Annotated in this window: 10 protein-coding genes and 1 pseudogene; all 11 read left to right on the top strand. The window is 27.2% G+C overall.

The window, feature by feature from the left end:
- The first annotated feature begins 325 nt into the window (after nucleotides 1–325).
- The 11 genes and pseudogenes from tenpIN (at nucleotide 326) to T352_RS0103855 (ending at nucleotide 15,162) form a co-directional block, all read left to right on the top strand.
- On the top strand, nucleotides 326–781 hold the full coding sequence (tenpIN, locus tag T352_RS0103910) for a type III toxin-antitoxin system TenpIN family toxin (protein ID WP_035345237.1): 456 nt from the start codon (nucleotides 326–328) through the stop codon (nucleotides 779–781).
- Between the two features lie 261 nt (nucleotides 782–1,042).
- The gene (gene rhuM / locus T352_RS0103905) at nucleotides 1,043–2,038 is read left to right on the top strand and encodes a RhuM family protein (RefSeq protein WP_026391846.1); all 996 of its coding nucleotides are present in this window, start codon (nucleotides 1,043–1,045) and stop codon (nucleotides 2,036–2,038) included.
- 252 nt (nucleotides 2,039–2,290) lie between these two features.
- Nucleotides 2,291–2,440: pseudogene (locus T352_RS07420) on the top strand (KilA-N domain-containing protein); the annotation flags it as partial.
- Between the two features lie 446 nt (nucleotides 2,441–2,886).
- A complete protein-coding gene (locus T352_RS0103895) occupies nucleotides 2,887–3,627 on the top strand; it encodes a hypothetical protein (protein ID WP_162151186.1) in 741 nt (246 codons plus the stop codon).
- A complete protein-coding gene (locus tag T352_RS0103890) occupies nucleotides 3,624–5,168 on the top strand; it encodes a CotH kinase family protein (RefSeq protein WP_026391843.1) in 1,545 nt (514 codons plus the stop codon). Before T352_RS0103895 ends, T352_RS0103890 begins: the two co-directional genes overlap by 4 nt.
- Nucleotides 5,169–5,363: 195 nt before the next feature.
- Nucleotides 5,364–7,883 carry a GH36-type glycosyl hydrolase domain-containing protein gene (locus tag T352_RS06465; RefSeq protein WP_162151185.1) on the top strand — a complete coding sequence of 840 codons (2,520 nt, stop codon included), beginning with the start codon at nucleotides 5,364–5,366 and terminating at the stop codon, nucleotides 7,881–7,883.
- Complete coding sequence (locus T352_RS0103875; RefSeq protein ID WP_035345233.1) at nucleotides 7,870–8,286, top strand: cupin domain-containing protein; 417 nt, start codon at nucleotides 7,870–7,872, stop codon at nucleotides 8,284–8,286. The genes T352_RS06465 and T352_RS0103875 overlap by 14 nt, the downstream gene beginning before the upstream one ends.
- Complete coding sequence (locus tag T352_RS06460) at nucleotides 8,279–9,001, top strand: glycoside hydrolase family 16 protein (RefSeq protein WP_162151184.1); 723 nt, start codon at nucleotides 8,279–8,281, stop codon at nucleotides 8,999–9,001. Before T352_RS0103875 ends, T352_RS06460 begins: the two co-directional genes overlap by 8 nt.
- Nucleotides 8,988–10,022, top strand: a complete 1,035-nt coding sequence (locus tag T352_RS0103865) for a LacI family DNA-binding transcriptional regulator (RefSeq protein ID WP_026391841.1) — start codon at nucleotides 8,988–8,990, stop codon at nucleotides 10,020–10,022. The genes T352_RS06460 and T352_RS0103865 overlap by 14 nt, the downstream gene beginning before the upstream one ends.
- Nucleotides 10,023–10,093: 71 nt before the next feature.
- A complete protein-coding gene (locus tag T352_RS06455; RefSeq protein ID WP_162151183.1) occupies nucleotides 10,094–13,138 on the top strand; it encodes a hypothetical protein in 3,045 nt (1,014 codons plus the stop codon).
- Nucleotides 13,135–15,162 (top strand): carbohydrate binding domain-containing protein, encoded by a 2,028-nt coding sequence (locus T352_RS0103855; RefSeq protein ID WP_026391840.1) that lies wholly within the window; start codon nucleotides 13,135–13,137, stop codon nucleotides 15,160–15,162. Before T352_RS06455 ends, T352_RS0103855 begins: the two co-directional genes overlap by 4 nt.
- Nucleotides 15,163–15,164: the final 2 nt, after the last annotated feature.

The raw sequence follows: 15,164 nt of genomic DNA, 5'->3' as shown, positions 1-15,164 counted from the left end.
AGGGAATCCAGTGGATTCCCTATTGGAGATTCATATTATAATTAACGTAAGTCGTAAAAAAAATATAGGATAATAATGTTTTTTAAAGAAATCAAATACTATATTTGACATTTCATTATTAATATAGTAATATGAAGGTGTATTTCTTCGTTAAAAGATGACGTATGACAGCTCTGATACGTCGGTAAAATAAAAATTGGCTGAGTGAAGAAGATGTGTGATGGTTCTGACACATCGGTAAAATAAAAAGTGACCAAACGAAGATAGATCACTAAAGAGGAACAATAGTTCCTCTTTATTTTTTTGAAAGAAGGAAAAATTATTTATGAAAATTAAAATGTTAAGTGATAAATTTTTTGATGATTATCCACAAAATGATTATCCAGAGATAGAAATTGATAATATGAGACCATATATAATTATTGTTTTTAAAATTAGTACTGATCTATATCTTTGTACACCATTTCGATCAAATATAAACCATAAGAATGGATATTTATTTAAAAATAGTATACGAAGCCAAAATAATAATTCAGGTATTGATTTTAGTAAATCCTTAATAATAAAAAATGAAGAGTATATTGGTGATGAAACAGTTGTTGATAAAGACGAACACTCAGAAATGATATTAAACATATCTATGATTAAAGAAAACTTAATGGAATATTTAAGTGTTTATATTAATCATCATAAAGGAATAAAAAAAATTCATGATAGAGAATACATGAGAAAATACAAATACACAACATTGCAATACTTTCATAATTTATTAGATATATAAATAATAAATATTTAAATATATATAATTGAAAAACTTAAGTTTATTTAATAAAAATTATGAATGATTAGCTAGATGTTAAAAACTATCAACTCTGTACGACGAATACTATCAACTCGGTGCAACCAAGCAAAATAGTGCTATAAACTCGGTGCGGACAACACATATACAAACAACAGGATTTCAATTTGAATTCCTTTTTTATTTTTATAAAAGTAAAATTGTTCAGTTCTAACTATTATAGGTTAGAAAGGAATGATACTAATGGAAAAAGAACAAGATATTATTGTATTCAAAGATAATGATTTTAGCATTGAAGTCAATATAGATATTGAGGAAGAAACAGTTTGGCTATCTCAAAATCAATTAACAAATTTATTTGGCACTTCAAGAACCAATTTAACAGATCATATTAGAAATATTTATGAAGAAAACGAACTTGATGAAAAGTCAACTAGTCGGTTATTCCGACAAGTTCAAACGGAAGGGAATCGTAAAGTAGTAAGAAATATTTTACATTATAATTTAGATTTAATTATTTCTGTTGGTTATAGAATAAAATCAGAAGTGGCAACTAAATTTAGAATTTGGTCTTTAGGAGTTATTAAAGATTATATGTTGAGAGGTTATGCAATAAATCAAAATAAATTGATTCAAAGTAAAGAACAATACACTGATTTTACAAAATCAGTAAAGTTTATAAGCGAATTATATAAAAGAAAAAATTTGGATAAAATAGAGTCGAACAGTCTATTTAGTGTAATAAATAAATATAGTTTAGCATTAGATACACTTGACAAATATGATCATAGACTATTAACTATAAATAATACCACTGAAGATTTTGGGAAAAACAAGTTATTATATAGCCAAATTATGAATGAGATTAGGAGTTTAAAAGAATATAAAGAAGGTTCATTATTTGGAAGAGAGAAAGATAAGTCATTTGAAAGTTCACTTTCTACAATTTATCAAACAGCTTTTGGTGAAGAGTTATATCCATCTGTAGAAGAGAAAGCTGCTAATCTTTTATATTTTATTGTTAAAAATCATTCATTTTATGATGGTAATAAAAGAATAGCAGCAAGTATTTTCGTATATTTTTTGGATATGAATAATATTTTATATAAAGAAGATGGAACTAAATTAGTTGAAGATAATACATTAGTTGCACTAGTATTAATGATCGCTCTAAGTGATCCAACTGAAAGGGATGTTGTTATTAAGATTATTATTAATTTGATTAATAGGAATAATTAAATTAATTTAATAAATAAAAATTGTAAAAACTATCAACTCTGTACGACGAATACTACAAAATCGGTGCAACTAAGCAAAATAGTGCTACAAACTCGGTGCGGACAACACATATTTAATCAACATGATTTCATTTTGAAATCCTTTTTTATTTTTATAAAAGTAAAATCATTGTTTCTTACCTAGTAAAGGAAAAGAAGTAAGGATATTATGAGTGAAGTTTAGTTGTTAAAAGGAAGATATAGTAGTTTTTTAATATTAAATTGGCTTAGAAATAGAAATACTCTAGAGTATATTGGTATTTGGGAGTCATTATATAATCCTAATTTTAATTATGGTGAAATCGACTCAATTAAAAAAATGTCGGGATTAAATAGTTTCAAGATAAGTGTGAAAGAAAGGATTTAAAAATGCCAACAATAGAATAATTAATCAATTATTAATTATTGCTAACTTAGAAAGTTACAATTATCAATTTGTTTAATAAAAATAATTGAAGGTAATTTAACAGTTAGACTTTATGATAAACTATAAATTATGTCCAAACAAAACATAAGCATGAAAGATGATTTCTATGTATGTCACTTATTAAAAAGATGAAAAAATATTGTTTTAATAGATATTTTGAAACTCTGATGCAAGAAATATTGATTAAAAAAGAAAAAAACATACTTTAAAATTGCTCAATAGAGATGTTTATGAGTTTTATACTGTTTTAAATATAAAATTTAATTTAATAGTAATAAAAACGTTGATAAAAAAATCTAACATTTTTAAAGTTGTTTTTAAACATAATGATGATATACTAAATTCAACTTGTGACAATAAAACATATGAATTGGGGAATAAATGTGAAAAGAAAAAATATATTATATGTAATTATTTCAATATTATTTTTAATAGCAATATACTTTATAACAGTAGCTCAAGTATTGATAGAAAAACAGGATGAATTTAACGAGTCTGTTTATAAAGAAGCAAGAGAAACAAAAAACTTTGATAAATTTATTGCAGTTCAGGTTAATAAATATTTACTCATTGATGAAGTGGTAGTTGAAAAATATAAAATGAGTTTATATCAAATTACAGAAAATTCTAACGAGCAAAAAATTGTTATTATAATTGTTCCATTAATGGAAGTAAAACATGCTAGAGATGCAAAAGATTTAAATGATAAAAGTAGATTAACGACCTATAGTATCGACAATGATAAATGGTTATTAAATACAGCTGATTTTGATGCTGCAATAAGCTATGGCTATGATAAAGATAAAATAGGATTCATGTTTTTTTCTTTTGAAATCAAACAAAATGATCTTTTGAGTATAAAGTATTATGACTATGAAAACCAATTAATGATTGATTATGAGAGGAACTTTAAATATAAAAACTCTGAAGAGATAAATGATGAGTTTAAGAATGGATATAGAATCGAAGAAATAAAAAATGAAATGAATTATAATAAATTTTTAAAAAATAAGTTAATTATAAGAATCACAGTGTATTTAGCTTTAATTATTTTAATTCCTTATATCTATAAATTAATTAAATATTTAATAATAAAGCCTAACAACAAAAGGGGGAAAATATGAAAAGGTATATATTTTTTATAATGTTTTTTTTAAGTATTTTTACAATTACTGGTTGTGGAGTAAAAAAGTCAGAGTTTCAAAAATTCATAGATAGAATTCCCGATATAATTTCAAAGGATTATGTTCTTCCGGAAACTTTTAAACATGAAAAAATAATCTGGAAATTAGATAATCAGGAGTTGGAAGATAATAGATTAGAATTTATTTATTCTGATGAAGTTCTAGAATTATCATTAGTTGCAATTGTTAAAAATGACGTTGCAATGAAGACTGTAAAGATTAAAAAAACAAATTTTGTAACTGAATTAAACATCAATACTACTAATAATCTGGAAATTACATCAAAAGAGGACTACCTTAGAGCAAGTTTAAAGGTTAGTGATGCTGGATTTTTTAACACGGAAATTGAGTCGGCGAGAATTAGGGGAAGAGGAAACTCTACTTGGGGATATGAGAAAAAACCATATAGAATAAAGTTTGACACGGATACAAGTATTTTGGGGATGAAGCATGCCACAGATTATGTATTGCTTGCAGAGCATAATGATAAGTCATTGATGAGAAACTATATAGCCCACTATTTTTCAAGATTCCTAAATTTACCACACCAATTGGAAACAAGATATGTAAGATTAGTTTTGAATGGTGACTATAAAGGATTATATTTACTTACTGAACAAGTTGCAGTCTCAGAAAATAGATTAAATATTGATAGATCAGATGATATTGATGGAGGATTTTTACTTGAATTTGAACGTGAGTTTGATAGAGCAAATGCTGAGGGCAAAGAAAATGTTGATTGGTTCAGAATGAAAAATCCAAATCCAAATGATAGAAATAACAATGGAAATACAGAATTATATCAAGAAGTATATTATGTTGTTAAATCTCCTAAAATAAAAAGCTTTGATAAAAATATTCAAGAAAGCAAAATAAATTATTACAAGGAATATATTAATAAATTTGAGCAATCTGTATCTAGTGATGAGTATGATAAGTATATTAATGTAGATAGTTTCATCGACTATTTTGTATTAACAGAACTAATGAAGCAAGTAGATATAGGATATTCATCAGTATATATTGTTAAAGATAAAAATGAAAAAATGCAAATGGGTCCAATTTGGGATTTTGACATTTCAAGTGGAAATGGTAATTATTATGCATACGGACCAAAAGGTTTTTGGAGTGATTATAATCCATGGTTTGGGATTTTAATAAAAAATAATAGTTTTAAGGAAAAGTATATAAGTCGTTTTAATGAGATTATTGATTTATATTTTTCTAAAGTATTATCAGAGATAGATAGAGTTTTAGATTATATAACTATTGATGCTAAGCGTAATTTTAAAAGATGGGACATGTTTATGAATGATGGGTTTAATCCTAATCCAATTGAAATGCTTGAATTAAAGACACACGATAAGCAAGTAGAGTATTTAAAAAGTTATCTGACAGAAAGAAAAAACTGGATTTTGAAAACGTTAAACAATGAAGGATATATTGGATACTTAGGAGAAGAGGATGAAGGATGGAGATAATTCCATCTTTTTTTATTTATGACTGAAAATAGAATGACGATATAACAAAGGTGTTTTTGTAATAAAACATGTAAAAAAATACAGTTTTTCGTATTTTAAAAAATAATTTTTCAATGAAACCCTTTACATTTCAAAAGAAAATGTATATAATGGATGTGAAAGATTAGGAAATCGGTTTCCTTAATAGGAGGATTTATGGGGGAAAAAATAAAGAAAACTATTAATTATAATCAGGGATATTACTTACCACTTGTAAATCTAAAAGGTTTAGTAGGTTCTGTCACACCTTATTTGTCGGGGGATTTAAAAAAAGGATATTATAATTATGCTCTTGAGCCAATTAGTGAATTGGGTTTGTTTAACTTGTCGAACAAAAGAAATATTATTTTCTATGTAGATGGTGAAAGACTCGATCTTAACGGACAAACAGAAAAACAATTAAATGAAAGTTTCGAATATGAAGTAGATAAATTATCTCAAGTAATTACTAGAAATAATGAGAAAATAAAGATGGAAACAACCTCGTTTATTTCAATAAATGAAAATGTGGAAATTCATTTGGTAAGAATAGTTAATACTTCAAAAAAAATCATTAGTTTAGAAGCTGTTACATCGGTTCCGATGTATTCTAGAAGTCCTGAAAATATACATGATCACAGACATGTTACTTCATTGCTAAATATTGTTGAAGTCGTAGAAAATGGAATTATTAATAAACCGACATTGACATTTGATGAAAGAGGACATAAATTAAACGATGTTATTTATAGTGTTCATAGTTTTTGTGATAAGGCAAAGGTATCAAATTATATTCCAATTATTGATGAATATATCTCCGGTGGTACAATGATGTATCCTAAAGGATTGAAATCTAGTAAATATAATGTAGGCTCAATAATTAAGGGATATGAATGTATGGGTGCTATGAGATTTGAAAATGTTAATTTAAATCCAGGCGAAGAGGTTAATTATTCAATTATTATTGGTGTTGAAGATGAAATAGAAAAAATAAATAATAATATAAATAAATATAGTAATTTTGAAAACATTAAAAAAGAACTAAAAAACGTTAAAAATTTTTATAAAGAATTAAATAATTATATTAATTTTAATGTTGAGAGTGAAAAAAGAATTGATCAATTAAAATGGGTTACATTACAGCCAATTCTAAGAAGATATTTAGGGAACTCATATCTCCCTCATCATGATTATGGACATGGTGGAAGAGGATGGAGAGACTTATGGCAAGATCTATTGTCTTTAATATATTCTGCAGATAAATCTGTATCCGAATCAATTTATGAAAATTTTGCTGGTGTTCGTATCGATGGATCAAATGCAACAATAATTGGGGAAAAAGTTGGTGAATTCAAGTCTGATAGAAATCAAATAGTTAGAGTTTGGTCTGATCATGGTGCTTGGCCCTTGTTAACCACAAAACTATATATTGATGAAACTGGTGACTTAGATATTTTATTCAAAAAACAAAAATATTTTGAAGATGGTTTCACACATTATTCAAAGATGAAAAAACCTACATCAAGTGATAATAATATTTTAATGTTAAATGGCAAGGTATATGAAGGAACAATACTAGAACATTTGTTATTACAAAACTTAATTGGATACTTTAATATTGGTGAACATGGTTTCACGAGATTAGAAGATGCAGACTGGAATGATGGATTGGACATGGCAAACAAAAAAGGTGAGACAATACCTTTTACAATGTTTTATTTGGAAAACTTGAGAGTTCTTGCTGATATATTAAGTAAAATTGATCAAAGTAATATTGAGATATTTGAATCACTTTCCAAGTTGGTTAATGAAGAGTTTAATATTTTTGACTACTTTAACGAAGTATCAAGCAACAAGGGATTGAATAAAGTAAATATTGATAAAAATATTCTTTCTAATAAATTAAAATCTCTTGCTTCAAAAAGAGAAGAGACTATTTTACAAAAGGCAATTATTAATAATCAATATTATCAAAGTTATGTAGACAATGATGGGAATTTTTTAGATTCAGAAAAAACAATGTCATTAACAGCTCAAACAATGGCTTTAATGAATAATATACCTAGTAAAGATTTCGCTATTAAGGTGGCAGAAGCAACAAGAGATAAATTGTTTGATAATAAAATTGGTGGATATCGCTTAAATAGTGATTACAAAAAAATATTAACTAATATGGGTAGAGCTTATGGTTTTGCTTATGGTCATAAAGAAAATGGTGCAGTATTTTGCCATATGGCTACAATGTATACATACGGATTATATAACTACGATTTAGTAAATTATGGGAATGAAGCTGTTATGACCCTATTAAATCAGGCATTAAAAGAAGAAAGCCAAGTCCTAGCAGGTGTACCAGAATATTATAATAATCAAGGAAAAGGAAAGTATATGTTCTTGACAGGTACAGCTAGTTGGTTAATTAAGTTATATCGTGAGCAGATTTTTGGAATAAATATGAATTATGGAGAACTATTATTTAATCCTAAACTTGTGAAAAACGATTTTATTAATGGTGTTGCAGAAATTGAAACATATATTAAAAACAAAAAAATAAAAATTAAATATATTAATCAAAAGGAATTGGATTTTGGTAAATATCAGATAAGTAAAATAGTTATTGGCAATAAGGAAACTAATGATAGAGTGTTCAAAGAAATAGGAGAAAATGTAGAGGTGTATCTGGATGAGTTTAATTGAAATTTATGAGTATAACAACAGTGGATATGCAAAGTTAATGAGTTATAAAGAATGGCGGGTTGCCATGCTGAATTTTGCAAATGAACTCAAAATTGAAAATATTGATTATGTAGAGGCACATAATATGACAGATGAAGTTTTTGTACTATTATCTGGAAGTTGTCAAATGATACTTATGGACTTTCAAGATGAGCAATTAAAAAAAATAGAAATAGTTAATCTTGAACCAAATAAAATTTACAATATACCTAAAAATATTTATCATAGTCATGTTCTTTCTCCGAATACAAAATTATTAATAATAGAACAAGAAGATACAAGTGATCATAATTCAAATCGAATATATTTAACTTCTGAAATAAAATATGAAATGCAGAAAAAATGGAGGGAAATGATTGTATAAATTAGTTTGGAAAGATGAATTTAAAGTTGATGGAAAACCTGATGAAAATACTTGGAACCTAGAAACAGGAGGTTGGGGATTTGGTAATCAAGAGAGTCAATATTATACAAATGATTTAAAAAATGCGTATATTAAAGATGGAGTTTTACATATCGTAGCCTTAAGAGAAGATTACGAAAATAAAAACTATACTTCAGCTAAATTAACAACATACGGTAAAAAATCAATTCAATATGGAAAAATAGTTGTTAAGGCTAAACTACCAAAAGGTAGAGGAACATGGCCAGCAATTTGGCTATTACCTGATTCGATTCAAAAAGAAAAAGAGCCATGGCCACTTTGCGGTGAAATTGATATTATGGAACATGTTGGCAAAGACCCTTTTATTATTCATTACTCTTTGCATAGTGAAAAGTATAATCATAAAATAAATACACAAAAAACACATTTTGAAAGAATTGAAAATATTTATGACAAATTTGTCAATTATGAAATAAGATGGGATGAACAGAGCATTGAATATTATGTAGATGGGATTAAAAGAGTGGAATTTAAGAAAGAAACAAATGATTCTAATAAAGAGTGGCCCTACAATAAACCATATTATTTAATTCTTAATTTAGCAATTGGTGGGACATGGGGAGGAAAAATAGATGATAGTATTTTTCCAGCAATATTAAAAATTTCCTCGGTTGAGGTATATGAAAAGAGTTGATTTAATGAGTAAACGGGTTACAATTTATGAAATAGCAAATGATCTAAATTTATCTCCTGGAACAATTTCTAAAGTAATTAATAATACAGGAAGCGTAAGTGAAAAAACTAGAAAGCAAGTTTTAGAATATATTGATGAGGTTGGATATGTTCCATCAGCAAGTGCAAGAATACTAAAGTCAAAGCGAACATATATCATTGGTGTTATTTTTAGTGAAGATTTAAATATTGGGCTTGAACATCCATTTTTCTCAAGTATTTTACAGCACTTTAAAAATTATGCTGAAGACCGAGGGTATGAGTTGAACTTTATAGTTAGAAAGTTAGGAAAAAATAAAATGTCATACTATGAATGGTGTTTAAATAAACGCGTTGATGGTGTGTATATAGTAGTAGGTAATTATCAAGATAATGAGATATTAGAAGTAGTAAATAGTAATATACCATGTGTATCAAATGACTTTATAATAAAGAATTTGCATACAGTCATTAGTGATAATAGATCCGGTGTTGAACTTGTCTTAGATTATATCGAGAAAAAACTGAAACTAAAAAAAATTGCAATGATTTCTGGTCCTAAAACATCAAAAGCGTTTAAAGAAAGAACAGAGGTTTTTGAAGAAAATTATAAAAAATATAATCTTGAAAAAACATCTGCAATATACGCTGACGGATTTGGATTTACATCAGGTTACAATGCGACATTAAAAGTCTTGGAAAATAAAGTAAAACCAGAAATAATTTTTTGCTGTAGTGATGACTTGGCACTTGGAGTTTTAAAAGCACTCAATGATAAAAATATAAATGTGCCAAATGATATACAAGTAATAGGCTATGATGATATTTCGATGGCAAAGCATTTTACCCCACCTTTAACTACAATTAGACAAGATAGAAAAAGGCTAGGAGAAAAGGCAGCACATGATTTAATCGAAAATATTGAAAATAGGGAAAGCAATAAAGAAGAGATTATTAGAATTCCAGTAGAACTAGTTGTACGGGAAACAACACTTGAAAAATAATCTCTTAAGTTAATTTAAAAAAATAACTGCATATTGAAAAGAAGAAATCGATTTCTTAATAGGAGGAAAAAGTGTTTAGTAATGGTTATGAAATAAAAGATTATCAAAGTAAGAAAACATTCTCAAGCTTTTTGAGCGGTATTGCCGGAACAATGGGGGTTCCAATTTGGTCTTTTTATGTAAATCGTGGACAAGCAATTTCATCATTTGGTAGTAAAGATAAAAATGGTGCAATTATGGAATTTTTTCCAGCAAACTCTTCATATTTACATACCCAAAGATTGGGATTTAGAACTTTTATAAAAGTTGAAGGAATTTTTTATGAATTCTTTAGTAAAGCAAATAAAAATCAAACGATGCAAATATATCGTGATAAATTAGTTATTGAAGAAATTAATAATGATCTAAGTATAAAAATAAAAATTACCTATTTTACGTTATCAAATGAAAAAAATGGTGGTTTAATAAGAAAGGTTCAATTAGAAAATTTTGGAAAAAAAAGAAAAATTGAGCTTATTGATGGACTCGCCCAAATATTATCAGCAGGTATAGACTATGGTGGATTTAAGGCAATTTCCAATTTACTTCAAAGTTGGATGCAAGTTGATATGATTAACAATTCGCTTTTCTATAAACTAAGAGGAACGACAAATGATACCAGTCAAATGGGAACGATCGTGGATGGTAATTTTTATCAAACATTTAGTAAAAATAACGAACATTTTAAATATATTTATGATAACAAACTAATATTTTCATACGATACTGGATTAGAGACACCATATAGTTTTATAGAAAAAGACCTAGATGTTTTATTAAAAGATACTCAGTCATCTGTAAACCAAATACCAGCAGCATATAGTGCATTTTCTATAGATTTAGAAAAAAAACTTGAGTTTATAACTTTAATAGGTTATGCAAGTGATACATTATTCTTAAAACATTTAAATCAGAAATATAATTTTGAATATTTGAATGGTAAAGAAACAGAAAATGAAAGAATACATGATGAATTAGTGAATGTAATTAAAACTGAGACGTCATCTTCATTATTCGATGAGTATATGAAACAAAATTATTTAGACAATATTCTAAGAGGTGGGATGCCCTTAATATTTGAAACAAAAGAAGGAATAGTTGGTTATCATATTTACTCGAGAAAACACGGTGACCTGGAGCGAGACTACAACTTCTTTTCAATCGAACCTAAATATTATTCACAAGGAAATGGTAATTTCAGAGATGTTTTACAAAACAGAAGAAACGATTTATATTTTCATCCAGAATTAAAGGATTCAAACTTATTCCAATTTGCTTCACTCATACAAGCAGACGGTTATAATCCATTATCTATTGAAGGATTAAAGTTTAATTACTTAGGTAACGAAAAATACTCTGAAAGAATAATGAATGTCTTAAGTAATGAATTTACTCCTGGTGATCTTGCAATGATACTTGAGTTAGATGGGATAAATGTTGAAGATACTTTAACAGAAATTATCAAAAACTCAAAAGCAATTGTTAAGGCAAATTTTGGAGAAGGATATTGGGGTGATCATTTTACATATTTAGATGATGTAATAGATTCTGTTGAAAATATATATCCAGATGAAATTGATAATATTGTATTTGGCGAAATTAAATATGCTATATATAATTCAGGAATATATGTAAAACCTAGGGATTTAAAATATGTTTTAACAAATGATGGAAAAATTAGACAATACAATGCATTAGAGCACGTAGAAAAAAGAAGTGATTGGTTGCTAGATGCCAATGGAGAAATAATTAAAGTAAATTTAATTGGTAAATTGATCACATTAATATTAAATAAATATGCTCACCTTGATCCATTTAATATAGGAATATCTTATGAAGCTGATAAACCAGGATGGAATGATGCGATGAATGGATTGCCAGGTATTTTCTCATCTGGAATCTCTGAGACTATTGAACTTTTAAAAATTGTAAAAAGAGTTGAACGATATTTAGAAAATAATAATGACAAGAATGTATATATTCTTAACGATACTCTTAAATTATTTGAAGATTTAAGCAATATAAAATATTCAGAAAGTCTGGATTTCTGGAATAATAGAATGAATGCTTTAGAAAAGTATCGAAAAAACTTATTAGATAACAAATTGGAAGTTGAAAATATTAAAGCGAAAAATTTAATAGATTTAATTAAAATAATTAGAAATGTTTTAGAAATTGGAATTAGTAAAGCAAAAAAAATTGAAGAGATTATTCCAACATATTTGAGTTATGAAGTAATAGATTATGAATTAATTGATAAAAATAGTAGTTTTATTAGAGCACTTAGTTTTAGACAAAAACCAATTCCAACATTTTTAGAAGCACCAGCAAGACTACTAAAGACTATCGATAATATAGAGACATCAAAAAATATCTATAAAAATATAAAAAATAGTGAACTTTATGATCAAAAATTTAAATTTTATAAAACAAGTATTGATCTTACAAATGAAAGTCCAGAAATTGGAAGAATTGAAGCATTTACCAAAGGGTGGTTAGAACGGGAATCAAATTTCTTACATATGACATATAAGTATTTGTATTCAATATTAAAATCAGGACTATACGAAGAATATTATGATGAGATTAAAACAAACTATACATGTTTTATGGATCCAGAAATCTACGGTCGCTCACCTATTGAAAATAGTTCATTTATTGCTCCATCAAATAATCCAGATAAAAGAAAGCATGGACAAGGATTTGTATCTAGACTTTCAGGATCAACTGCAGAAATGTTATCAATGTGGAGTTATATGTTTTTTGGACCTAAATTATTTAGTATAGATAATAATGAACTAGTCTTCACGATTAATCCTAAACTTTCAAAAGAATTTTTTAAAGATAAAAGAGTAAGTACAATGTTGTTTAGTACAATAAATGTAGAAATAATCAATGAGGATCTAATTGATACATTTAGTGAAAATGCTAGAATAACTAAGGTTATTTTAACAGATATTAATAATGTTACTAAAGAGTTTTACGGGAATAGAGTAACTAATGAATGGGCTTTAAAGATTAGACAAAAGTCAATCTATAAAATAAAAGTGATAATTTCAAAGGAGGAAAATAAATGAAATTACAAAAAAGATTTTTAGTTATCTTAAGTACTTTAGTTTTAACACTTGTATTATTTGCTTGTGGAAAAAAACTTACAAGTATTGAAATTACTGGGATTGAAGATATTAAAGTTGAACCAGGGACAACATTTAATGCTTTAACTGGTGTAAAGGCTATGGGTGATGATGGTACTGATTATACTGATCGTATTACAATTACATCAACTTCAAATCAACTAAATAAGGAAAATGGTGATGTTAATACAGATATACCAGGGGAAATAAAAGTTAGATATGAAGTAAGAGTAGATCTTGGGGGGAAAGTAGTTTTAGCTCAACCATGGAGAACAATTACAGTATTGAAACCAGAACGTGGTGATGGTTTACTACAAGATGGCATTGCATATTGGGAAAAATATGAAAATGCCGGTGGAACAGTAAATGTTTCTGAAGATCAAGGTGGCTTGAAACTAGAAATTACAGCAGGTAATGAAACACATGAACCTCGAATTTCACAAATGTTAGTTCCTTTTGAAAAAGGTAAAACATATAAAATTAGTTTCGAAGCAAAAGCATTAGAAGAAAAAACAATTAATTTACAATCAGGTGAGTTGTTATCACAAGCACCTTGGTTCGTACATTTCCATCCAAGTCAAGATGAAAAACGTACAATTACAACAGAATGGAACAAATTTGAATATTCATTTAAGCATACAATAGACAATCAAAATGGGGGCTTAATTTTTGAATTTGGACCAGTTGCTGGAAAGAAAGTTGATACAACAGTTTGGTTAAAGAATATTAGTATTGTTGAAACCGAAGAACAAGAAGACACTATACCTCCAATGTTTACATCAGGTGTTAATGATGTTGAAATTCAATTAGGATCGGAATTTAATCCACTTACAGGCGTGGTAGCAACAGACAACAATGATGGTGATATAAGCAATTTAATTGATATTATAAGTATTAAATTGAATGATGAAGTAGTTGAGAGCGTTGATACAAATATTGCTGATGCAGTTTATACAATTACTTATATGGTAACTGATCAAGCAGGGAATGAGACAACAGCTACAAGAACAGTTACAATTAAAGATTTTTCAGCTGAATTTGGTAATGTTATTCAAAATGGTGATTTTAAAGAAGGTTTAACAGGTTGGGAAAAATGGGAAGAAGGAAACCATTTAGAAATGAAAGTTGAAAATGAAGAATTAGTTCTTGATATAACAGGATTAGGTGCAAACCCATGGGATTTACAAGTATTCCAAGAAGGTTTTAGACTAGAATACAATGTTACATATCAATTAACATTTAATGCTAGATCTACAGTAGCAAGAGATATAAATGTTGCATTAGGTGTACCTTTAACACAAGATCCATGGTTCTTAAATTATTTAGAAAAACAAGAAGGATTAGGATTAACAACAACTAATAAGAGTTTTACATTCACATTTAAAGTAAATGAAGAAACAACAACTTCTGGAAAACTTGTTTTCGAGGTTGGTAATACACAAAATGCCGCATTAGGAAAAGTAATAATTTCTAATGTAGTTTTAGAAAAAGTAATGTTTGTTACTGATTTTAGAGAACAAGGATATCAGTTAAATGGTGAAACAGTTCATGGACACATTATTGAAAATGCTGGAGAAACAGTATTTGCAACAGCAGAAAGAGAACAAAATAAATTGACAATAAATGTTGATAGTGTAGGTGATGCCTCATATATGCCACATTATTACTATATGATTCCAAAATTACTATCTGGAACATATACATTCAAAGTCTCTATTACAGCAAATGTAGCTAGAACCCTTAGATTTAATGCATTATTACCAAAAGACAATTATGCTTCTTTATTAGAAAATTATTTTAAAGATATCGAAGTATTAAAAGATGAAACCGTAAACTTTGAAATTGATTTTACAATTACTGATCCAAAGGATTTTGTTAAGTTTGAAATTGCATTTGGAAAAATTGAAGACAAATTGAGTTTACCAGGTGTGTTTGTATTTGAAAATATTAGTATAGTAAGAAAGTAGGA

It is taken from the genome of Haploplasma modicum ATCC 29102, assembly GCF_000687835.1.
GTDB lineage: Bacteria > Bacillota_I > Bacilli_A > Acholeplasmatales > Acholeplasmataceae > Haploplasma > Haploplasma modicum.
The sequence above is the reverse complement of the archived record's forward strand: the minus strand, read 5'-3'. Positions and strand labels throughout refer to the sequence as shown.

What these genes read in the sequence shown, in the direction of transcription:
- tenpIN (WP_035345237.1), top strand. Translation starts at nt 326, where the DNA reads ATGAAAATTAAAATGTTAAGTGATAAATTTTTTGATGATTATCCACAA.
- rhuM (WP_026391846.1), top strand. Translation starts at nt 1,043, where the DNA reads ATGGAAAAAGAACAAGATATTATTGTATTCAAAGATAATGATTTTAGC.
- T352_RS0103890 (WP_026391843.1), top strand. Translation starts at nt 3,624, where the DNA reads ATGAAAAGGTATATATTTTTTATAATGTTTTTTTTAAGTATTTTTACA.
- T352_RS06465 (WP_162151185.1), top strand. Translation starts at nt 5,364, where the DNA reads ATGGGGGAAAAAATAAAGAAAACTATTAATTATAATCAGGGATATTAC.
- T352_RS0103875 (WP_035345233.1), top strand. Translation starts at nt 7,870, where the DNA reads ATGAGTTTAATTGAAATTTATGAGTATAACAACAGTGGATATGCAAAG.
- T352_RS0103865 (WP_026391841.1), top strand. Translation starts at nt 8,988, where the DNA reads ATGAAAAGAGTTGATTTAATGAGTAAACGGGTTACAATTTATGAAATA.
- T352_RS0103855 (WP_026391840.1), top strand. Translation starts at nt 13,135, where the DNA reads ATGAAATTACAAAAAAGATTTTTAGTTATCTTAAGTACTTTAGTTTTA.